Origin of the sequence: Nonomuraea sp. NPDC005650 (assembly GCF_040605375.1) — a bacterium.
In the GTDB taxonomy this organism is placed as follows: Bacteria; Actinomycetota; Actinomycetes; order Streptosporangiales; family Streptosporangiaceae; genus Nonomuraea.
Genome location: NZ_JBEXCR010000060.1, coordinates 54,971 through 75,184 on the forward strand (window position 1 = coordinate 54,971; position 20,214 = coordinate 75,184).

Below are 20,214 nucleotides of genomic sequence, written 5' to 3' on the forward strand. Positions count from 1 at the left end.
GTCACAGATCGGCCGGCCGGCCCTCGGCCAGGGCCCGGAGCTCCCTGCGTGACGGGAGCCCCAGCTTGCGCAGCGCGCTGGAGATGTGGCTCTCCACCGTCCGCCTCGACAGGAACAGCTCGGTGGCGATCTCCTGGTTCGTCTTCCCCTCCGCCGCCAGCAGCGCCACCTCCCGCTCCCGCGACGACAGCGTCTGCCCGTGGGACGGCCGTCCGCCCCGCCACGGATAGGGGATCGGCACCCCGTTCTGCCGCATGATCCGGGTGATCCGGGCGATGTCCCGGTCGGCCCCCATCGCCGCGTACAGGCGCAGCGCCGCTTCGAGCAGGGGCCCGCCGTCGCCCGTGCCGCGTTCGCAGCGCCAGCGGCCCAGGCGCTCCCCGGCCTGGGCCTCCTCGTAACGCAGCCCGCTCTCCTGGAGGGTGGCGAGCGCCGCGTCGAGCAGCCGGTCGGCCTCCGCCGGGTCCTGGGAGACCAGGGCGCGGGCGGTCAGCAGCGCCGCCCGCGCGATCGGGGCGTCGGCGCCTTCGAGACCCACGCCCAGCTCGTCCACGAGCTCCACGGTCCCGGCCGTCCGGCCGAGCGCGTCCACCAGGCACAGGACGGTCTCCGCGCCCCACACCCAGTTGCCCTTGGCCCGTACGAGGGAGAGCGCGGCGGTGGCGTGCCCGGCGGCGCCGGCGACGTCGTCCAGGGTCAGCAGCAGGCGGGACAGCGTCATCTTGGCGGGGATGAGCGGCCACACGGCGCCGACCCGCTCGGCGACGGCGATCACCTCGCCCAGGCGCGCCACGGCCTCCTCGGCCGGGCCCGTCGCCGCCAGCAGCGCGCCGCGCAGCAGCCCCGCCTCCATCGACGCGGCCGGGAAGGCGGCCGTCCCCGAGCCCGGGGAGGCGGCCCAGCCGGGCGCGCCGCCCAGGCGGCGGACCCGGGCCTCCAGGCCCTCCCACCGTCCCGCCGCCCGATCGACCGCGGCCGTCACCAGCTCCACGACCTCGGCCACCCGCAGGTACTCGGCCTGGTCCGCCACCCGCCGGCCCTCCGCCAGCAGCGCCTCCGCGCGCTCCAGCCGTCCGATGTGCAGCGCGCCCTGGGCCCAGTTGAGGCAGGCGCGGGCGTGCTCCCGGGGCGCGCCGCGGAGCCGGTCGTCGCGCAGCAGGTCGTCGATGAGCCGCAGGCTCCGCGGGTCCCCCTGCTCCAGCAGCAGGGACGCCCGCGCGATGCGTACCGCGATGTCCACGTCGGGGTCCCCGCTGCGGCGGGCGGCCTGCCCGGCCTCGTCGCACCTCGCGGCGTGCTCGCTCACGTGCCGGTCGACGACGGTCTCGGGCGCGGCGAGCACCGCCAGCGCGCGGCCCAGCAGCGCGGGCCGGTCGCCGAGGTCGCCGACCGCGCGTTCGATCTGCAGGTGGCCGGCCCGTGCCTCCCCCTGCTGGCGCAGCAACCGGCCGAGCGCGAAGCGCAGCTCGCCGCGCAGGTGGGCGGGCAGCGGCTCGGTGGCGAGGAGGCGTTCGAGCATCGGTACGGCCTGCGCGTGGGCCAGGCCGTCCACCGCCACCCGGCCCAGCTCGACGGCCAGCCGCACCCGCGTCTCCCGGGGCGGCGAGCCGGCCTCCAGCGCCTGGAGCAGGAAGCGGGCCGCCGTGGCGTCGTCCCCGTGGGACCGGGCGGTGCCGGCGGCGGCCTCCGCGTTCGCCACGAACTCCTCGGTGCGGCCCGCGAGCCTGAAGTGGTGGGCGAGCCGGGCCACCGGCCTGGGATCCGGCCCGGCCTCCAGGGCCTGCGCGGTCCTGAGATGCAGCCACCGCCGCTCCGGCGCGGTCACGGACTCGTACACGATCTGCCGCGCCAGCGCGTGCCTGAACCGGGACCGCCCGTCCTCCTCATGCAGCAGCCCCACGGCCTGCGCCGACGCGAGAGCCTTGACGATCTCCAGGGGGCCGCGGCCGGTGACCTCCGCGAGCAACCGGTCGTCGGGCGTCGTGCCGATGACCGCGGCGGCCCCGAGGATCTCCCGCGCGGGGCCGTCGAGGGAGGACAACCTCCGCAGCACGACGTCGCGCAGCACGGTGGGGACGGCCAGGGCGGCCAGGACGTCGGGGCGGCCGGGGATCTCACCGGCGGGCAGGTGTTCGAGCAGCGTGCGGAGCACCTCCTCGACGACGAACGGGATGCCGCCGGTCTTCTCGTAGAGCAGAGCGGCGAACGTGCCGGGGAGCTCGGCCTTCAGGATGCTCCGCGCGAGCTCCTCGACCTCGGGCGGGCTGAGCGGCGTGAGACGGACCACCCGCGCCGGGCCGGACGGCGCGCGGGCGAACGCCTCGCGGATCGGCAGCGCCCCCGACCCGGTGCGGACCGTGAGGATCACCGAGACGTCGCGGGGCTGGTGGGCGGCGAGGAAGGCGAGGAAGTCGTGCGTGCCGCCGTCGGCCCAGTGCACGTCCTCCAGCACGAGCACCAGCGGGCTGAGGTGGTCGAGCAGGGCCACGGCCGCCCTGAACACCCGGTGCCGCTCGGCCCGCTGGTCCGGCAACGGGGGCAGCGGCGGCGGCAGGCGCTCGGCGAGCTCGGGGAGGAGCGGCGCGAGCGCCCCCACGACCGGGCTGACCGGCCGGGACGTGGTGAGGTCGCCCGCCAGGCGGAAGGCGTCGAGCAGCGGGGACAGCGGCAGGGGCTCCTGGAGCTGCTCGCACTGCCCCACGAGCCGGCGAGCCCCGGACGCGGCCAGCAGCTCCCCCACCAGGCGGCTCTTCCCGATGCCCGCCTCCCCCTCGATGACGGCGAGCGAGGGCGGGGCGGCGATGACGGTACGGAGGAGGGCGAGCTCGGAGCGCCGCCCGATCAGCACGTCGGAGAGGGAACCCGAGGGGGCGACGCGGGGCATGCGGACAACCCCCTACCTGCCGATATATCAGAGAAAAACAGGCTACCGGATCTCCATCTCGCGATAGGTGCCGCCCAAAAATCCGTATGCGGTACGGATGTCCGTCTCGGCTGTCCTCATTAGCGTCGGCGATCGTTCCGCGTGATCAGCGGGCGATGTACAGAGGGGCGACGATGGACCTGTCCGAACCTACGCGTGGCCGCCGCTTACTCATAGCGGCGACCGCGCTGATCGCGGTGGCCTGGCCGGGCGCGGCCGAGGCGCAGACCGCGCCCGAAGAGCAGAAGACCTACATCGTGCAGATGGCGGCGGACCCCGTCGCCACGTACGAGGGCGACGTGGCCGGGCTGTCCACCACCAAACCGGCGCAGGGCGAGAAGATCGACCCGGGCTCGGCCGACGTGACGAAGTACGTGGACCACCTGCGCGGCCGGCACGACGCCGCGCTCAAGAAGGTCGGCGGTGGCCGGAAGCTCTACGAGTACGTCTACTCGTACGGTGGCTTCGCGGCCAGCCTGACCGGCACGCAGGCCAGGGAGCTGCGGGCGATGCCCGACGTCGTGGCCGTGACCGAGGACAGGAAGGTGACGGTCCAGACATCCTCGACGCCGCACTTCCTGGGCCTCGACGCCCGCGGCGGCCTCTGGGAGCAGCTCGGCGGCCCCACCGGCGGCAAGCACGGCAAGGGCGCCGGCGACGGCCTGGTCGTCGGTGTGATCGACACCGGTGTCACGCCGACCGCCAAGAGCTTCGCCAACCCCGACGGCAGCGGCAAGCCGTACAAGCCGATCCGCGGCTTCCACGGCGCGTGCCCGCAGGCGAGCCCGGCGGTGTGCAACGGCAAGGTGGTCGCGGCCCGGCACTTCGACGCGGGATGGGGCGGCGACGCCGGCGTGAAGGAACTGCTGCCGTGGGAGTTCACCTCGCCGGTCGACTACAACGGGCACGGCACGCACACGGCCTCGACGGCGGCCGGCAACCACGCCGTGCCCGCGACGGGGCCGGCGGCGGCGTTCGGCGCGATCAGCGGCATCGCGCCGCGCGCGCGGGTGGCCGTCTACAAGGCGCTCTGGTCGGCGCAGGACTCCTCGACGGCCAACGGCTACTACTCCGACCTCGTCGCCGCCGTCGACCAGGCGGTCGCGGACGGCGTGGACGTCATCAACTACTCGGTCTCGGGCACGAGCACGGACTTCCTCGACCCGGCCGAGATGGCGTTCCTGGCGGCCGCGCAGGCCGGCATCTTCGTCTCCGCCTCCGCCGGCAACGACGGCCCCGCCGCCTCCACCGTCAACCACCCCTCGCCGTGGGTGACCACGGTGGCGGCGGGCACGCACAACCGCGGCACGCAGGGGTCGGCGACGATCGGGAACGGCACGGCGTACAGCGGGGCCTCGCTGGCGGCGGCCAAGGCCGGCCCGGCGCCGCTCATCGACGCCACGGCGGCAGGGCTGCCCGGCGCCGACCCGACCATGGTGGCGCAGTGCTACGCGGCCAGGAACAACGGCGGCAAACCGGTCCTCGACCCCGCCAAGGTGCAGGGCAAGATCGTCATCTGCGACCGCGGGGTGACGCCGCGCGTCGACAAGAGCCTGGCCGTGGCCGAGGCGGGCGGCGTCGGCACGATCCTCGTGAACGTCGACGAGAACTCGCTCAACGCCGACTTCCACCCGATCCCCACCGTGCACCTCGCGGTGAAGGATCGGCAGGCGGTCAAGGACTACGCCGCCACGAGCGGCGCGACGGCCACGATCGACCAGGCGAAGATCACCGACGACGTCCCGGCGCCGTACCTGGCCGCGTTCTCCTCCAGGGGACCGCTCAGCGCGGGCGGCGGTGACCTGATCAAGCCCGACCTGACCGCTCCCGGGCAGGACATCCTGGCCGCGACGGCGCCGCCGGGCAACAACGGCGCCGAGTTCGGCCTGTCCAGCGGGACGTCCATGTCCGCCCCGCACGTCGCCGGGCTCGCCGCGCTGCTGAAGGACCTGCACCCCGACTGGTCGCCCATGGCCGTCAAGTCGGCCCTGATGACCAGCGGCACCGACGTCCTGGACGGGCCCGGCACCGACCCGAAGGTGATCTTCGGCCAGGGCGCCGGCCACGTGGCCCCGAACAGCGCCGCCGACCCCGGCCTGGTCTACGACAGCGGGGTGAAGGACTGGGCGGCGTTCCTCTGCGGGACGACCCAGGGCATCGACCGGAAGGTGTGCGACGCCCTGAAGAAGAAGGGCTACTCACTGGACCCCAGTGACTTCAACGGCCCGTCGATCTCGGTCGGCCGGCTGCCCGGCACGCAGACGGTGACGCGCTCGGTGACCAACGTCGGCCGCTCGACCGCCACGTACACGGCCTCCACCGCCGGGCTGGCCGGGATCACGGCCAAGGTCACGCCGAGCCGGCTCACGGTGCGGCCGGGGCAGACGAAGTCGTTCACGGTCACGTTCACGCGGACCACGGCCCCGCTGAACGCCTACACGGGCGGGCAGCTCACCTGGAAGGACGGGCGGCACAGCGTACGCATGCCGGTCCTCGTCCGGCCGGTGCCCGAGAGCTGGTCGGCCACGTACGGGGCCGCGGGCGGCTCCGACTCCGCCGAGTTCATCGCGCTCGCCCCCAAGGGTGAGCGGGTGTACGTGACGGGCGCCAGCTTCGGGACGTCCCCCGGCGCGCTCAGCCCGAGCATCGCCACCGTCGCCTACGACGCGGCCACCGGCGACCGGCTGTGGAGCACGGGTTACAAGGGCCCCGCGGGGACCTACGACGAACCGGCGGCGGTCGCGATCAGCCCTGACGGGAGCAAGCTCTTCGTCACCGGCATCAGCGCGGGCACCGACACCGGCAACGACGCCGTCACCCTCGCGTACGACACCGCCTCGGGCGCGCAGCTGTGGGCCGCCCGGCACACCGGGCCCGGCAACCTGTCGGACTTCGCCAACGCGGTCGCGGTCAGCCCGGACGGGAAGAGCGTCTACGCCACCGGCATGAGCACGCTGGCCGAGGGCGGCAAGGACGACTACTTCGTCGTCGCGTACAACGCGGACAACGGAGAGCGCACCTGGCTGCGGCACTATGACGGGCCCGGCAGCGGCACCGACGACGCGCGGGAGATCGAGGTGACCCCGGACGGGTCCAAGCTCTTCGTCACCGGCCAGAGCCAGGGCGTCTCGGGCACGGGCTACTCCGACTGGGGCACCGTGGCCTACGCCGCGGCCACCGGCGACCAGCTCTGGACCGCCCGGCACAACGGCCCGGCCAACGGGATGGACATCCCCTCCGGCATGGCCGTGGACGGCCAGGCCGTCTACGTCACCGGGTCCAGCGAGGGCCGGGGCACGCAGACCGACCTGGCCACGGTCGCCTACGACGTCGCCACCGGCAAGGAGCTCTGGACCGACCGCTACGACGGGCCGGCGCACGGCAGCGACACCCCGCACGCCATCACCCTCGCCGCCGGCAAGGTGTACGTGACGGGCAACACGGAAGGCGAGGGCACGGGGTCCGACTTCACCACGATCGCCTACGACCCGGCCACGGGTCAGCGGGCGTGGGTGCAGCGTCGCGACGGGCAGGCGAAGGGCGAGGACTACGCCTGGGACGTCGCGGCGACCCCGGACGGCTCCAGGGTCGTCATCACGGGCGAGAGCGCCGATGACGAGGCCGAAGGCAGCGACTACGTGACGGTCGCGTACGACTCGGCCACCGGCCGGGAGGTGTGGACGGGGCGCTACGACGGGGCGGCCGGGGCGTCGGACCGCTCGCACGCCCTGGCCGTGGACGCGGCGGCCGGCATCCGCATCTTCGTCACCGGGGCCACGGCCACGGCGGGGAGCGCGATGGGCTCGTTCGACATCGACTTCGGCACGGTCGCCTACTTCAACCCCTGGAGGTGACCCTGCCCTCCTGAGGGGGCCTTCGCCCACGGGCGAAGGCCCCCTCGCCGCGTCTCCCGTCCCCAAGGACCCCAGCCGAAGTGCGACGGGAAAGCCCGGCGACGTTTCGGAGGCGTCACCAGCGGGTAAGGATGTCGTTAAATTTCTGAGCTACCTGGTTTTCAGGAGCCACAGATGCCTCGTGTCACGCTCACGCCGGCCGCCCGTGAAGCACTGCGCGACGACGAAGTGGTGTTCTTCGACTGGCACGTGACCGGCCTCTGCTGCGCCGACGCGGGCGAGTTCTCGGTCAGGTCGTTACGCCGCTCCCGGCTCCCGCGCAGGGCCCGCCGGCTCGGCTCCGACCAGGTTTACGCGCATCCGACCGCCTGGGTGCATCTCGCCGAACTCCCCGTCACGATCGACTGCCGCCCCCTGTGGCGCTGGCGGCGGTTCACGTCCGATCTGCCGCCGGACGCCGGACTGCGCTGCTGCCTGGGGCGCCCTCTGTATGGCCCTTCACATATGGGAGGTAACCGGTGAAGTTACGTTCCATCATCATCTGGACGGCGGTCGCGCTGGTCGGGGCCGCGGGGTGGGCCGTACTGGCCCTGTCCAGAGGGGAGAACGTCAACGCGGTCTGGCTGCTGGCCGCCGCACTCGGTTCGTACGCCATCGCCTACCGGTTTTATGCCCGTTTCATCGTCCGCAGGGTGCTGGGCGCGGACGACCGCAGGGCCACCCCGGCCGAGCGGCTCGACAACGGCATCGACTACCAGCCGACCGACCGCCGCATCCTGTTCGGCCACCACTTCGCGGCCATCGCCGGGGCGGGGCCGCTGGTGGGGCCCGTACTGGCCGCGCAGATGGGCTACCTGCCCGGCACCATCTGGATCGTCGCGGGAGTGATCTTCGCGGGGGCCGTGCAGGACATGGTGATCCTGTTCTTCTCCATGCGGCGCAACGGGCGCAGCCTCGGCCAGATGGCCCGCGAGGAGATCGGGCCGATCGGCGGCGTGGCGGCGCTCATCGCGGTCTTCGCCATCATGATCATCCTGCTGGCCGTGCTGGCGCTGGTCGTGGTCAACGCCCTGGCCAAGTCCCCGTGGGGCGTCTTCTCCATCGCCATGACCATCCCAATCGCCCTGTTCATGGGCTTCTACCTGCGGGTGATCAGGCCGGGCAAGGTCGTCGAGACCACCGTGATCGGCGTCGCGCTGCTGCTGCTGTCGATCGTGGCCGGCGGCTGGGTGCAGGAGTCAAGCTGGGCGCCGTTCTTCACGCTGAGCCCGTCCGCGCTGGCGCTGTGGCTCATCGCGTACGGGTTCGTGGCCGCGGTGCTGCCCGTCTGGATGCTGCTCGCGCCGCGCGACTACCTGTCGACGTTCATGAAGATCGGCACCATCGTGCTGATCGCGATCGGGATCGCCGTCACGATGCCCACGCTGCGGACGCCGGCGTTCACGGACTTCGCGTTCAGCGGCAAGGGCCCGGTGTTCGCCGGGTCGCTGTTCCCGTTCGTGTTCATCATCATCGCGTGCGGCGCGCTGTCGGGGTTCCACTCGCTGATCTCGTCCGGCACGACGCCCAAGATGATCCAGAAGGAGACCCAGGTCCGGATGATCGGGTACGGCTCCATGCTGATGGAGTCGTTCGTGGCCGTCATGGCCATCACCGCGGCCTGCGTCCTGACCCCCGGGCTCTATTTCGCGATGAACGCCCCGGCCGGCGTCGTCGGAGCCACCGTGCAGAGCGCGTCGCAGGCGGTCACCGCGATGGGCTTCGTGATCACGCCCGAGCAGTTGCAGGCCGCGGCGGCGGCCGTACAGGAGCAGACCCTGATCGCCCGGACGGGCGGCGCGCCCACGCTGGCGGTGGGGATCTCGCAGATCTTCTCCGGGTTCATCGGCGGGGCGGGGCTGCAGGCGTTCTGGTACCACTTCGCGATCATGTTCGAGGCGCTGTTCATCCTCACGACGGTCGACGCGGGCACGCGGGTGGGGCGGTTCATGCTGCAGGACACGCTGGGCAACCTGTGGAAGCCGATCGGCCGGGTGAGCTGGTGGCCGGGGCTGGTGGCGGCCAGCGCCGTCGTCGTGGCGGCCTGGGGATACTTCCTGTACGTGGGCGTCAACGACCCTCTGGGCGGGATCAACCAGCTCTTCCCGCTCTTCGGCATCGCCAACCAGCTGCTCGCCGCGGTGGCGCTCACGGTCGCCACGACGTTGCTGATCAAGAGCGGCCGGCTGAAGTGGGCCTGGGTGACGGGGGTGCCGCTGGCCTGGGACGCGGCCGTCACGCTGACGGCCAGCTACCAGAAGGTGTTCTCCCCCGACCCCACGCTCGGCTTCTTCGCCCAGCGCGACCGCTATCAGACGGCGCTGGACCAGGGGAAGCTGCTCGCGCCGGCCAAGACCCAGGACGCGATGGAGCAGATCGTGCTCAACTCCACCGTGGACGGGATCCTGTCGGCGCTGTTCGCGGTCCTGATCATCATCGTGCTCCTCGACGCGCTGCGCGTCTGGGTGAAGGCGGTCAGGTCGCGCGAGCCGCTGCCGACCTCGGAGGCGCCGTTCGAGGAGTCGAAGATCCTCGCGCCCGCCGGGCTGATCCCCACCCGGGAGGAGCGGGAGATGATGGCCAAGTCCCCTTAGAACGCGTCGATGACGCGGCTCAACGTGGTGTTCAGCTCGGCGAGGCCGTCCTTGCCGAGCAGGGCCGCGAGGCGCCGCTCGACGTCGTCGATCGCGGCGTAGCCGACCCGCAGCGCCTCGTCGCCGCGCTCGGTGAACTCGATGAGCTTGGCGCGGCGGTCGGCCGGATCGGGCACCCGGCGCAGGTAGCCCAGCTCCTCCAGGTCGTCGACCAGCGCCCCCATCGCCTGCGGGGTCATCTGCGCCTTCTCCGCGAGCCTGCCCAGCCGGATGCCGTCGTGCTCCATGTGGAAGAACACCGCCGAGTGCGCGGGCCGGATGCGGGCGTCGTACGTCCTGCCGGCGTCGAGCACGACGTCCTGCAGGCGCAGATAAGCCTCGTAGAGCAGGGCTATGACGTGCGGTGGATGCGTGGCGGCCAAGGCCCTTCTCCAATTGCTCAGGAAGCCTTATATTAAAGCCACCTTAGCAATTGGGGTTGCGATGAACCAGGAAGACATCTGGGCCGCCCTCGAGATCGAGCGACGTGGCGTGGCCGACCTGCTCGGCGCGCTGCCCGCGGACGACTGGGAGCGGCCCTCGCTCTGCGCGGGCTGGCGGGTCCGCGACGTGGCCGCCCACCTCGCGCTGGCCACCAGGGTGAGCGTCCCGCGGGCGATGGTGGACTTCGTCCGGGCGCGCGGGAGCTTCGATCGTTTCGTCCGCGACACGGCGATCCGGCACGCCAGGCTGCCGGTGGGCGAGATCGTCGCACAGGTGCGCGAGTCGGCCGCCTCGCACCGCAGGGCGCCGGCGACCAAGCCGCTCGACCCGCTCTTCGACGTGCTGGTCCACGCCCAGGACATCGCCGTGCCGCTCGGCCTCGACCGGGCCATGCCGCCGGAGGCGGCCCGCGCCTGCGCCACCCACATCTGGGAGCGCGGGTTCCCCTTCCACCCGCAGCGGCGCCTGCGTGGGCTCCGGCTCGTGGCCACGGACGTGGACTGGTCGGCGGGCGAAGGGGACGTGGTCGAGGGGCCCGTACAGGCGCTGCTCCTGCTGCTCAGCGGGCGACCGGCCGCGCTGCCCAGCCTGCGCGGAGCTACAGGCGCAGCTCGGGCGGGAATCCGGTCCACCTGAGCTCGGGTGGCAGGTGTGCCATGTCGTTGTAGAAGAGCAGCGAGGACGGGCGGTCGGACGCGTACCGAATGACGGTCAGGGCGGCGTTGCAGTGGTTGAGCCCCAGCCAGCGCCAGCCGGGGGCGTCCAGCGCGGCGCGGACGAGCCAGCCGATCAGGAAGTTGTGGGTGACGACGAGCTCGTGACGCTCCTCCTCCACCGGACCCGTGAACAGCTCCTCGGCCTGGCGCACGAGCTCCGCGCCGCCGTCCGCCGGGAACTGGCCGAGGAAGCCCAGGAACCGGTCCGCGTGCTCCGGCGGCAGCTCACTCCTCACCGGCACGTAGGGGAGGTAGTCGCCGGCCGCCTCCGAGACGCACACGGGCACGCCGGGAAGGTGCTCGGCGATCAGGCGCGCGGTCTGGGCGGCCCGCGGGAGCGGGCCGTGGTGGACGGCGGAGAGGGGGACGTCCTTCAGCCGCTCGCCGAGCAGCGCGGCCTGGCGGCGGCCGTTCGCGGTCAGGCCGGTCTCATCCGGCGTCGCCTCGCCGTGGCGGGTGAGGTAGAGGTAGCGAGTCATCGGGCTCCAGTTGTTGACCTCGGACAAACGTCTTGGGCATCGTAGGGCGGGTGGCCGGCGATGAGACGCGCGACGGAGTGTCGCTCACCAACCTCGACCAGCCCCTCTTCGACGGGGCCGGTGCGACCAAACGCGACCTGGTCGACTATCTCGACGCGGTCGCCGACCGGATCATCCCGGTCCTGCGCGACCGGGCGCTCTCGGTCATCCGCGTACGGCCGGGGCAGGAGCCGTTCGTGCAGAAGAACCTGCCCAAGTACGCCCCGGAATGGGTGCGGTCGGTCTCCGTGTGGGCCGAGGCGTCGCGCAGGCAGGTGACGTACGCGCTCTGCAACGACCGCAGGACGCTGCTCTGGTTCGCCAACCAGCGGGCGGTGGAATATCACCCGGGGCTGTTCGTGGGCTCTCATCCCACCCACATGATCCTCGACCTCGACCCGCCCGACGGCAGCGACTCCTTCGAGCTGGCCGTGCGCGGGGCCTTCCTGGTGCGCCAGGCCCTGGACGACGCCGGGCTGGCGGGCGCGGTCAAGACCAGCGGGGCCAAGGGCGTGCACGTGTTCGTGCCCGTGGCCGAGGGGACCGGCGTGGAGGACCTGGCCGCGGCCACGCGCGCGCTGGCGGCCCGCGCCGAGCGGGTGGACCCGGCGCTGGCCACCACGGCGTTCATCCGCGAGGACCGCGCGGGCAAGGTGTTCATCGACTCGACCAGGGCGGGCGGGGCCACGGTGGCGGCCGCGTACAGCCCTCGCATCCGTCCCGGCGCGCCGGTGTCGTTCCCCGTGGCCTGGGAGTCGCTCGATCAGGTCGTGCCCGCGGACTTCACCGTCCACACGGCCGCCGCACTGCTCAAGGACGCCGACCCGTGGGCCGAGTCGATGCCCGGGCCGCAGCGGCTGCCCGCCGACCTGGTCGAAGAGGGGCACACGATCCCGATCGCCCGCGTACAGGCGATGCACGAGGGCAAGCGGCGCGCCCGCGCCCGCCGCTCATCTTCGTGATTTGTCCGGATATTGACGCACTAGTGGGCCTTCTCAGTGATCCCCTGCCGGGTTACGTTCACGTGGCGGCTCGGGGGAATCATCGTATTCGTCCACCAGGGGAACCCTCATGCGTCGAATCGCCATCGCACTGATCACCGCACTGGCCCTATCGCTGGCTCTGACCACCCCGGCCAGCGCCGGGGGCCTCGACGACGTCTTCGCCAAGTTGCTCGTCAAGCAGGTGAAGGGCCCGAACGCCAAGAAGCACCTCAACGCCCTGCAGGCGATCGCGACCGCCAACGGCGGCACCCGCGCGGCGGGCACCCCCGGCTACGACGCCTCGCGCGACTACGTGGCGGGCAAGCTGCGCAAGGCCGGATACAAGGTCACCCTCCAGCCGATCAACTTCGTCGAGAGCTGGACCGAGAACTCCCCGCCCACGCTCAACCTCACCGCGCCCGGCTCGAAGACGTACGTGCCGAACGAGGACTTCTTCTCCTTCCAGCCCTCCCCCGCGGGTGACGTGACCGCGCAGGTCCAGGCCGTGGACCTGACGCTGCCGCCGACCCCGACGCCCACCTCGACCAGCGGCTGCGAGGAGTCCGACTTCGCCGGCTTCGTGGCCGGCCGGATCGCGCTCATCCAGCGCGGCACCTGTGCCTTCGCCCTGAAGATCCGCAACGCGGGGCGTGCCGGGGCGTCCGGGATCATCGTGTTCAACGAGGGCCAGCCGGGCCGGACGGACGCGTTCCCGCTCGACATCGGTGAGTGGCGGGCCGGGGTCCCGATGGTCTTCGCCGACTTCGCGGTCGGCAACGAGCTGGCGGCCACGGCCGGGGCGACCGTGCGGCTCAAGGTGGACTCCACCCTCGTGCTCGGCACCAACGACAACGTGATCGCGGAGTCCCGCTTCGGCGACCCGCGCAACGTGGTGATGGCCGGCGCCCACCTCGACAGCGTGCCCGCCGGGCCCGGCATCAACGACAACGGCTCGGGCTCCGCGTCCATCCTGGAGGTCGCCGAGCAGATGGCGCACTTCCCGGTGAAGAACAAGGTCCGCTTCGCCTTCTGGGCGGGCGAGGAGATCGGGCTGCTCGGGTCCGACCAGTACGTCGCGTCGCTGTCCGAGGCGCAGCGGGACCGGATCCGGGTCTACCTGAACTTCGACATGGTGGCCTCGCCCAACTACGCGTACAAGCTGTATGACGGGGACAACTCCGACAACGAGGGCTCCCCGGCCGGGCCGCCCGGATCGGCCGAGATCGAGAAGCAGCTTGAGGCCTTCTACGGCTCGCGCCACCTGCCCACCGTCGGCACCGACTTCGACGGGCGCTCCGACTACGACCCGTTCATCGACGTCGGCATCCCGGCGGGCGGGATCTTCACCGGCGCCGAGGGCATCAAGACGGCCGAGGAGGCGGCGATGTTCGGCGGCACGGCGGGGGTCGCGTACGACGCCTGCTACCACCAGGCGTGCGACACGACCGCCAACATCAACAACACGGCGCTGGACGTGGACCTGGACGCGATCGCGGACTCCGTCGCCCGGTTCGCCTTCAACCTGCGCTCCATCCCGCCGCGAACCGCCGCCGCGGCGGCACCCCTGGCCGCCAAGACGGCCGCCTGACGGCTCCACACCGGGTGGGCAGCACCCCTGCCCACCCGGGCACCACCTTGGCACCACCGCACTTCGGCACTTCGGCACCACGGCACTGGCACCACCGGTTCCAACGAGCACCATCTCGGGATCTTCCACCCTCGACCCTCGGATGGAGGCGCCGCAATGCGATCGATCATCGTCGCGGCAATCACGTTATCCCTGGCCATCACCACCCTGACGGGCCTGCCGGCCCAGGCCGCCGCAGCGGCCCCGAACATCTCCGTCACCAACGTCAAAGCCCACCTCACCCAACTCCAGTCCATCGCCACCGCCAACGGCGGCAACCGGGCGCACGGCCGCCCCGGCTACCTGGCCTCCGCGAACTACGTACGCGGCCAGCTGGACGCCGCGGGCTTCACCACCACGCTCCAGTCGTTCACCTACAACGGCGCCACCGGCTACAACGTCATCGCCGACTGGCCGGGCGGGGACCCCAACGACATCCTCATGATCGGCGCGCACCTCGACAGCGTCACCGCCGGTCCCGGGATCAACGACAACGGCTCGGGCAGCGCGTCCATCCTGGAGACCGCGCTAGAGGTGTCCCGCCAGGCCCTCCAGCCGGCCAAGCACCTGCGCTTCGCCTGGTGGGGCGCGGAGGAGCTGGGGCTGCGCGGGTCGCAGTTCTACGTGAACAACCTGCCGGCCGCGGACCGGGCGCGGATCAAGGGGTACCTGAACTTCGACATGGTCGGCTCCCCGAACCCCGGATACTTCGTGTACGACGGCGACAACTCGGACGGCACCGGCTCCGGTCCCGGCCCGGCCGGATCCGCCGAGCTGGAGAAGGTCATCCAGGACTACTTCACGTTGATCGGCGTGCCGACCCGGGGCACCGACTTCGACGGGCGCTCGGACTACGGCCCGTTCATCGCGGTCGGCATCCCGGCGGGCGGCACGTTCACCGGTGCCGAGGGCATCAAGAGCTCGGCCCAGGCCACGTTGTGGGGCGGCACCGCCGGGCAGGCGTTCGACGTCTGCTACCACCGCTCCTGCGACACGACGTCCAACATCAACGACACCGCGCTCGACAGGAACGCCGACGCGATCGCGTACTCGGTGTGGACGATCGCCACCGCCGTACCGCCCGCCGTGGTCTGGCAGGACACGTTCGAGACGGCCACCGGCTGGACGGTAAACCCGTCGAGCACCGACACCGCCACCACCGGCCAGTGGGAGCGGGGCGACCCCGAGGACACCACCTCCAGCGGCGCCAAGCAGCTCGGCACCACGGTGAGCGGCACGAACGACCTGGTCACGGGCCGCCTGGCGGGCACCGCCGCCGGTGACTTCGACCTCGACGGCGGCGCCTCCTCGATCCAGTCGCCGCCGATCACGCTCCCGTCCACGGGGCCGCTGAACCTGTCGTTCTCGTGGTATCTGGCGCACGGCTCGAACGCCTCCAGCGCCGACTACTTCCGGGTCCGCGTGGTCGGCAGCACCACGACCACAGTCCTGAACCAGGCGGGCGCCGCCTCGAACCGCAACGGCGCCTGGGCCACCGCGACGGCCAGTCTGAACGCGTTCGCGGGCCAGACGGTCCGCATCCTCATCGACGCCGCCGACGCCTCGGGCGCCTCCCTGGTGGAGGCCGGCGTGGACGACGTCAAGATCACCCGCTGACGGCCGGGGCGGGCCGGGTCGCACCAGACCCGGCCCGCACCCCCTCGCGGTCCGGCCCGCCCTTTCCTCGGCACCCGGTCCCCCGCCCCCGATCAGGCAGGCTCCGCGGTCCTCTCCGTCCGATCACCACGCAACACCGCCACCACCTTCTCCGGCTCATCCGCGAAGAACCGGATCGAGGTCGCCTCACCCCGGCCCCCGAACGGGCGCACGAAGGCGACGGGCTCGGTCAACTCGACCGTCATGTTCGTCTGCGAGGAGACCGCCACCCCGAGCCGCCCGTCCTTGACGGTGACCATGCCGCTCTCGTTGTAGTTGCGGCTGGTCCGCACCGCCGCGATCCGCTCGACGGGTACGCGTACGTCGAAGTACACGCCGAAGCGGATCCGCAGTTCGCCAGGGGTGATGACATGCGGCCTGGTGGCACAGGCGGCGGCCAGCATGACCCCGAACAGGAGCCCGTACACGTCGGCGATCAGCACCGCGAACCGCAGCCACGCCGGCACGTCGAGCGCGACCAGCAGCAGATCGACCACCACGGTCTCGACCGCCATCGCGAACATCATCAGCGACAACATGAACGTCTGCGCCTTCGTGTACGTCACGACGGTCGCCCCCGCGGGCACGCCATGACGGCGCCGCACCAGCCACTGCCCGATGGCGAACAGGCCTTTCAGCTCGAACACCACGATCCGCAGCACGGCTCTGACCATCGGTCCCCCACTCTCGGCTCTCCGGGCTCGGTCAGCCCCGATTAGACACGTTGACGTCGCGTCAAGGTCAACCCGAAGGGATCCGGTCTTCCTGACTGGTCAGGGGAGGAACAGCGGGTCCGGCATCCACGCGACGCGGATGTATTGGGACACGGCCTCGATTTCCCTGCACTGCGCCGCACGATGGCGCGATCACGCCGCAGCGGCGCGTGGCGGAAGAGCGGTCGACTCGGTGGCGGCGGAGCGGTCAGCTTATGTAAGACTCCAGCCGGTCCAGCACGTTCTCGACCGTGCGCACCTCGGCGCCGCCCAGTATCTCCCGAACTGCCCGGCTGAGGAGAAACCTCATGGCACGCATCCGTAGCTGTGCCGGGTTCCGTCATTGCGTCCACCAGGGGTAGGCATCAGAAATAGCCGCCGTCGGCGGCCAGCGTGCGGCCTGTGAGGTACGAGGCGTCGGTGCTGGCCAGGAAGGCGTAGGCAGCGGCGATCTCCTCCGGCTCGGCCAGCCGACGAAGAGCGATGTGCGTTCGCATCCAGGCTTCCAAGGGCAGGCCGAGATCTGGGTGTGGATAGGACTTGGCGTGTTCGGCGGCCATGTCGGTGGCGGTACCCCCGGGAGCGATGGCGTTGATGGTGATCTCTCTCTTGCCGAGCTCCGCGGCGAGGTTGAGCACCATCGCCTCCACGGCCGCCTTGCTGGCCGCATAGAGAGTGTGGTGGAAGACCGCCCGGGAGGCGCTCACGGACGAAGTGAGCACGATCCGGCCGCCCGAGCGCATGTGCCGCACGGCGTGCTGGACGGCGAACAACTGTCCACGGGTGTTGACGCCGAACACCCGGTCGAAGTCGGCGGGAGTCAACTCCTGCAGCGTTCCGAAGTGCTCGATGCCAGCGCAGGAGACCAGTACGTCCAGGTGCCCGAAAGCGGCGACGGCCTCATCCATCAGGTGGCCCAACTGCGCCGGGTCGATCACGTCGGCCTGCACGGCGATCGCCTGACCGCCGCCTGCGGTCAGACGTGAAACGAGGTCCTCGGCGGCGGGGCGTTCGGAACGGTAGCCGATGGCGAGGGTCGCGCCCTCGGCCGCCAGTCGCTGCGTGACCGCGGCTCCGATCCCTCTGCTGCCACCGGTGACCACGACCACCTTGTCTGCGAACCGTCGATTCATCGCGCCCCCGCCCCCTGCCTCGTCCCCGCCGCGTCTGAGGCAAGTGCGGCGGGTTGTTCATGATCTGGTGCCGGAAGAATCCGTCATGCCAGGCCATGCCCCTGAACTGGAGGAACACACCCGTAGCGGCAGAGGTCCAAGTTGGCGGATAGACCGGGTGCCCGAGAGCGGAATTCGTACTCGGGAACCACCATGAACGCGGTCATCAACGGCACGAACCGGCGCCCGAGGCCCGAGCTTTTGCTCGCCGTCGTGGGCGCACTCGGCGTCGAGGAACGAAACTGGCCGAGGTGGCAGGACGCCTGGGTACGCTGCATGGAGCACGAGCGATCGGCACGGGCACCGACGACCCCGCAGAGCATGGGCCAGACCGTCGCGCCGCCCCGCGCGAGGCTGGCGAGAAACTGCGGCAGCGTCGGGCTGCCCCGGAATGGTTCCGGGCCTATCCACAGGCTCCTGTGCGGTCTCGAACAGGACCGGTCACGTAGCCGGTCCGGCGGCAGGTTCTTGCGTGGCCGCCAGGTGCAGATCTCGGCCAGGACCTCGGCGACGTCGTCCGCTGAGGCGGGGCGGGGCAGCGAACGTATGGGGCCGCCGGCCGCTACGGGGCGGGTGCCTTGAGCCCGTCGAGCATGACCGTGGTGAGGGGGTCGTCGGCGCGGGCGCCGGGACGGCAGATGACGACGTTGAGCAGCCTGATGACCTGCTCCGGCGTGAGGTCGCGACGCAGGCTGCCCTCCTGCTGCGCCTGCTCGACGAGGTCCCCCAGCAGACTGTCGATCTCCCGGACGAGCCCCTGGCGCGTGTCCGACTGCGGCGAGGCTTCCGGCAGCGAACTGAGCAGCGCCAGGGGCCGCCCGGCGCAGTGGCGCACCATGCTCAGCAGCACCTCCCAACGTGGCACTTGCTCGGCCGCGCCAGCCCGGAGATGGTCACGCAGGGCGGTCAGCGTGCTCTGCGCGATCTCCTCGATCAGGGCGCGGCGATCGGGGAAATGGCGATACAGCGTGCCTACGCCGAGGTCGGCGGCCTGGGCGATCTCCTCCATTGACACGCCTGCCCCGCGCTCGGCGAACAGGCCGAGCGCCGCCCCGACGATGCGCTCGCGGTTGCGCCGGGCATCGGCCCGCATGGGTGCTCGCGCACTATTCGGAATCACGGATTCAGGTTACTGTACGTCGTTGTTGAACATGAAGCGGAAGGTCCGCTTCATGTTAGGAGGCGATATGCGCATCGGCATTTACCTCAACACCTTTGGCATGGACCTGGACACCCTCCTGAGCAGGTTGCGCGCCGCCGCGGAGGCCGGGCTCAGCAGTGCTTTCCTCGCCCAGCTCACGTCACTGGACGCGATCAACGTGGCGGCACTGGGCGCACGGGAGGTCCCGGGCATCGAGGTCGGCACCGCCGTCGTCCCGACATACCCCAGGCATCCCCTCGCCCTGGCCGTGCAGGCCATGACGGCGCAGGCGATCAGCGGGAACAGGTTCACCCTCGGCGTCGGGACCAGCCACCGGCAGATCATCGAGGGCTCGTACGGACTGTCCTTCGACCGGCCCGCCCGCCACACGCGCGAGTACCTCAGCGTGCTGGTGCCGCTGCTGCGCGGCGAGGCGGTCGAGTACCACGGCGAGACCCTTTCGGTCTCCGGCCAGGTCGAGGTGCCCGGCACCACCCCGCCGCCCGTCCTGCTGTCGGCGCTCGGCCCCGCCATGTTACGCATCGCGGGCGAACTGGCCGACGGCACGGTCACCACCTGGACCGGCGCGGCCGCCATCGCCGGTCACATCGCGCCACGCATCACCGAGGCCGCCCGGGCGGCCGGCCGCCCGGCTCCGCGCATCGTCGCCTCCGCCCTCGTGGCGGTCACGGACGATCCGGAACGGGTACGGGACCAGGTCGCCGAGCGGCTCGGCTTCGCGGCGGGCTTCGCCAGCTACCGTTCCCTGCTGGAGCTGCAAGGACTGTCGGGGCTGCACGAGACGGTCATCGCCGGGGACGAGGGCATGGTGGACAAGGAGATCGGCCGGTTCGCGGAGGCGGGCACGACGGACTTCCTGGTGAGCCCGGCCGGCGACGAGGACGACCAGGCCCGCACCCTCGCCTTCGTCCGCGACCGGCTCGCCACGGCCCCGTGGGCTCTCTCGACTGCTCAGAAGGGGAGTCAGGGGGGTTATCGGTGATCTTCGGGAGCCGAGGGCCCGGTTGTCGCGCCCGTCTCTTCAGCTCACCTCGCGTGCGTGGCGGCGTGGCGCAGTGAGCGGCAGGTCACCACGGCCCATGCGACGACGAGCAGCGTGTTGAGGATTACGGCGAACCAGACGAACGCTTGCGAGCCGGTACGGTCAGCGCCGCAGCGAGTGCCGGCCACAGCATGGCGAAGCCCTACACCCCGACTCCGGCCAGCAGCGCGAAACCCGACGCGCCGAGCGCGTACGACGCGGGCAGATCGGGTTTCCGGCACCTGCAGGACCCGCCGCCCGCACCGCGGTTCCTGCACACGTGCGGTGCCGACGTCGAGACGCGGATCGTCCGCGCGGCGTGCGGCGAACCCCTTGGGGGAGGCGGACTGGTGACCGTGCTGGAGGACGAAGCCGTCTGGCATTGATGTCGGCTCTGACGTGTCCCAAGTTCGGTGGAGCCGCGTTTCTGGATCGTCATGCCATGGCGGGCGCGTGCTCGAACCCGGCGATGAACATGCTGACCCGCTTGTCCGGCACATCGATCGTCACAAGGTCGTGATCGACGTGCCGGAGGGCGCTCCGGCGGGGAAAGTCCGGTATGGCGCGGCCTCGCTGGTCGGCTCGCGGAAAGCCTTGGCGATGCCCGGACGTGCTCTTCGTGTTCGCCGCGCCGCGATCCAGTGTGCGGGTTCTAGAGCCAACGCCGTTCAGTTAAGGGAGAGGGCTGTTCGTCAAGAACAGTGAACAAAGCAGCGGAGCCGCTGTAGAAGAGGTCTGTCACTCCAAGACATC

15 protein-coding genes are annotated in these 20,214 nt (G+C 71.4%); 9 read left to right on the forward strand and 6 right to left on the reverse strand.

Annotated features, from left to right (window positions below; genetic code table 11):
* Window position 1: 1 nt before the first annotated feature.
* Entirely contained in the window at window positions 2-2,884 is a 2,883-nt protein-coding gene (locus ABZS69_RS58955) for an AAA family ATPase (RefSeq protein WP_355391115.1), read from the reverse strand.
* Window positions 2,885-3,057: 173 nt separating this feature from the next.
* On the opposite strand from ABZS69_RS58955, the gene ABZS69_RS58960 reads away from it, so the two are divergent.
* The 3 genes from ABZS69_RS58960 (at window position 3,058) to ABZS69_RS58970 (ending at window position 9,410) form a co-directional block, all read left to right on the forward strand.
* The gene (locus ABZS69_RS58960; protein ID WP_355391118.1) at window positions 3,058-6,777 is read left to right on the forward strand and encodes a S8 family serine peptidase; all 3,720 of its coding nucleotides are present in this window, start codon (window positions 3,058-3,060) and stop codon (window positions 6,775-6,777) included.
* A gap of 174 nt (window positions 6,778-6,951) precedes the next feature.
* Window positions 6,952-7,299, forward strand: coding sequence for a hypothetical protein (locus ABZS69_RS58965; RefSeq protein ID WP_355391121.1), 348 nt, complete (start codon window positions 6,952-6,954; stop codon window positions 7,297-7,299).
* The gene (locus tag ABZS69_RS58970) at window positions 7,296-9,410 is read left to right on the forward strand and encodes a carbon starvation CstA family protein (RefSeq protein ID WP_355391124.1); all 2,115 of its coding nucleotides are present in this window, start codon (window positions 7,296-7,298) and stop codon (window positions 9,408-9,410) included. Before ABZS69_RS58965 ends, ABZS69_RS58970 begins: the two co-directional genes overlap by 4 nt.
* Here ABZS69_RS58970 and ABZS69_RS58975 read toward each other — a convergent pair.
* On the reverse strand, window positions 9,407-9,832 hold the full coding sequence (locus ABZS69_RS58975; RefSeq protein WP_355391127.1) for a MarR family transcriptional regulator: 426 nt from the start codon (window positions 9,830-9,832) through the stop codon (window positions 9,407-9,409). The genes ABZS69_RS58970 and ABZS69_RS58975 overlap by 4 nt on opposite strands.
* Window positions 9,833-9,893: 61 nt before the next feature.
* Here ABZS69_RS58975 and ABZS69_RS58980 point away from each other — a divergent pair, with 61 nt between their 5' ends.
* A complete protein-coding gene (locus ABZS69_RS58980) occupies window positions 9,894-10,529 on the forward strand; it encodes a maleylpyruvate isomerase family mycothiol-dependent enzyme (RefSeq protein ID WP_355391130.1) in 636 nt (211 codons plus the stop codon).
* Here ABZS69_RS58980 and ABZS69_RS58985 read toward each other — a convergent pair.
* Window positions 10,492-11,088: a histidine phosphatase family protein gene (locus tag ABZS69_RS58985; protein WP_355391132.1), complete on the reverse strand. Its 597-nt coding sequence runs from the start codon at window positions 11,086-11,088 to the stop codon at window positions 10,492-10,494. The genes ABZS69_RS58980 and ABZS69_RS58985 overlap by 38 nt on opposite strands.
* Before the next feature lie 50 nt (window positions 11,089-11,138).
* On the opposite strand from ABZS69_RS58985, the gene ABZS69_RS58990 reads away from it, so the two are divergent.
* The 3 genes from ABZS69_RS58990 to ABZS69_RS59000 all read left to right on the forward strand — a co-directional run bounded on the left by ABZS69_RS58990 (window position 11,139) and on the right by ABZS69_RS59000 (window position 15,354).
* Window positions 11,139-12,089, forward strand: a complete 951-nt coding sequence (locus ABZS69_RS58990; protein ID WP_355391139.1) for an ATP-dependent DNA ligase — start codon at window positions 11,139-11,141, stop codon at window positions 12,087-12,089.
* Between the two features lie 109 nt (window positions 12,090-12,198).
* Window positions 12,199-13,698, forward strand: coding sequence for a M28 family metallopeptidase (locus ABZS69_RS58995; RefSeq protein WP_355391142.1), 1,500 nt, complete (start codon window positions 12,199-12,201; stop codon window positions 13,696-13,698).
* A gap of 156 nt (window positions 13,699-13,854) precedes the next feature.
* Window positions 13,855-15,354 carry a M28 family peptidase gene (locus ABZS69_RS59000; protein WP_355391144.1) on the forward strand — a complete coding sequence of 500 codons (1,500 nt, stop codon included), beginning with the start codon at window positions 13,855-13,857 and terminating at the stop codon, window positions 15,352-15,354.
* 92 nt (window positions 15,355-15,446) lie between these two features.
* Here the strand turns inward: ABZS69_RS59000 and ABZS69_RS59005 are convergent, their stop codons facing one another.
* The 3 genes from ABZS69_RS59005 to ABZS69_RS59015 form a co-directional block, all read right to left on the reverse strand.
* Window positions 15,447-16,067 (reverse strand): hypothetical protein, encoded by a 621-nt coding sequence (locus tag ABZS69_RS59005; protein WP_355391147.1) that lies wholly within the window; start codon window positions 16,065-16,067, stop codon window positions 15,447-15,449.
* Between the two features lie 404 nt (window positions 16,068-16,471).
* Window positions 16,472-17,239 carry a glucose 1-dehydrogenase gene (locus ABZS69_RS59010; RefSeq protein ID WP_355391150.1) on the reverse strand — a complete coding sequence of 256 codons (768 nt, stop codon included), beginning with the start codon at window positions 17,237-17,239 and terminating at the stop codon, window positions 16,472-16,474.
* Between the two features lie 601 nt (window positions 17,240-17,840).
* Window positions 17,841-18,398, reverse strand: coding sequence for a helix-turn-helix domain-containing protein (locus ABZS69_RS59015; protein WP_355391153.1), 558 nt, complete (start codon window positions 18,396-18,398; stop codon window positions 17,841-17,843).
* A gap of 67 nt (window positions 18,399-18,465) precedes the next feature.
* On the opposite strand from ABZS69_RS59015, the gene ABZS69_RS59020 reads away from it, so the two are divergent.
* Window positions 18,466-19,422 (forward strand): TIGR03564 family F420-dependent LLM class oxidoreductase, encoded by a 957-nt coding sequence (locus ABZS69_RS59020; protein ID WP_355391154.1) that lies wholly within the window; start codon window positions 18,466-18,468, stop codon window positions 19,420-19,422.
* Window positions 19,423-19,613: 191 nt separating this feature from the next.
* Window positions 19,614-19,847 carry a hypothetical protein gene (locus ABZS69_RS59025; RefSeq protein WP_355391157.1) on the forward strand — a complete coding sequence of 78 codons (234 nt, stop codon included), beginning with the start codon at window positions 19,614-19,616 and terminating at the stop codon, window positions 19,845-19,847.
* Window positions 19,848-20,214: the final 367 nt, after the last annotated feature.

Bases quoted from the DNA above. Each gene is read 5' to 3' on its own strand.
- ABZS69_RS58955 (WP_355391115.1), bottom strand. From the start codon at position 2,884: ATGCCCCGCGTCGCCCCCTCGGGTTCCCTCTCCGACGTGCTGATCGGG.
- ABZS69_RS58960 (WP_355391118.1), top strand. From the start codon at position 3,058: ATGGACCTGTCCGAACCTACGCGTGGCCGCCGCTTACTCATAGCGGCG.
- ABZS69_RS58965 (WP_355391121.1), top strand. From the start codon at position 6,952: ATGCCTCGTGTCACGCTCACGCCGGCCGCCCGTGAAGCACTGCGCGAC.
- ABZS69_RS58980 (WP_355391130.1), top strand. From the start codon at position 9,894: ATGAACCAGGAAGACATCTGGGCCGCCCTCGAGATCGAGCGACGTGGC.
- ABZS69_RS58985 (WP_355391132.1), bottom strand. From the start codon at position 11,088: ATGACTCGCTACCTCTACCTCACCCGCCACGGCGAGGCGACGCCGGAT.
- ABZS69_RS58995 (WP_355391142.1), top strand. From the start codon at position 12,199: ATGCGTCGAATCGCCATCGCACTGATCACCGCACTGGCCCTATCGCTG.
- ABZS69_RS59000 (WP_355391144.1), top strand. From the start codon at position 13,855: ATGCGATCGATCATCGTCGCGGCAATCACGTTATCCCTGGCCATCACC.
- ABZS69_RS59005 (WP_355391147.1), bottom strand. From the start codon at position 16,067: ATGGTCAGAGCCGTGCTGCGGATCGTGGTGTTCGAGCTGAAAGGCCTG.
- ABZS69_RS59010 (WP_355391150.1), bottom strand. From the start codon at position 17,239: ATGAATCGACGGTTCGCAGACAAGGTGGTCGTGGTCACCGGTGGCAGC.
- ABZS69_RS59020 (WP_355391154.1), top strand. From the start codon at position 18,466: ATGCGCATCGGCATTTACCTCAACACCTTTGGCATGGACCTGGACACC.
- ABZS69_RS59025 (WP_355391157.1), top strand. From the start codon at position 19,614: ATGGCGAAGCCCTACACCCCGACTCCGGCCAGCAGCGCGAAACCCGAC.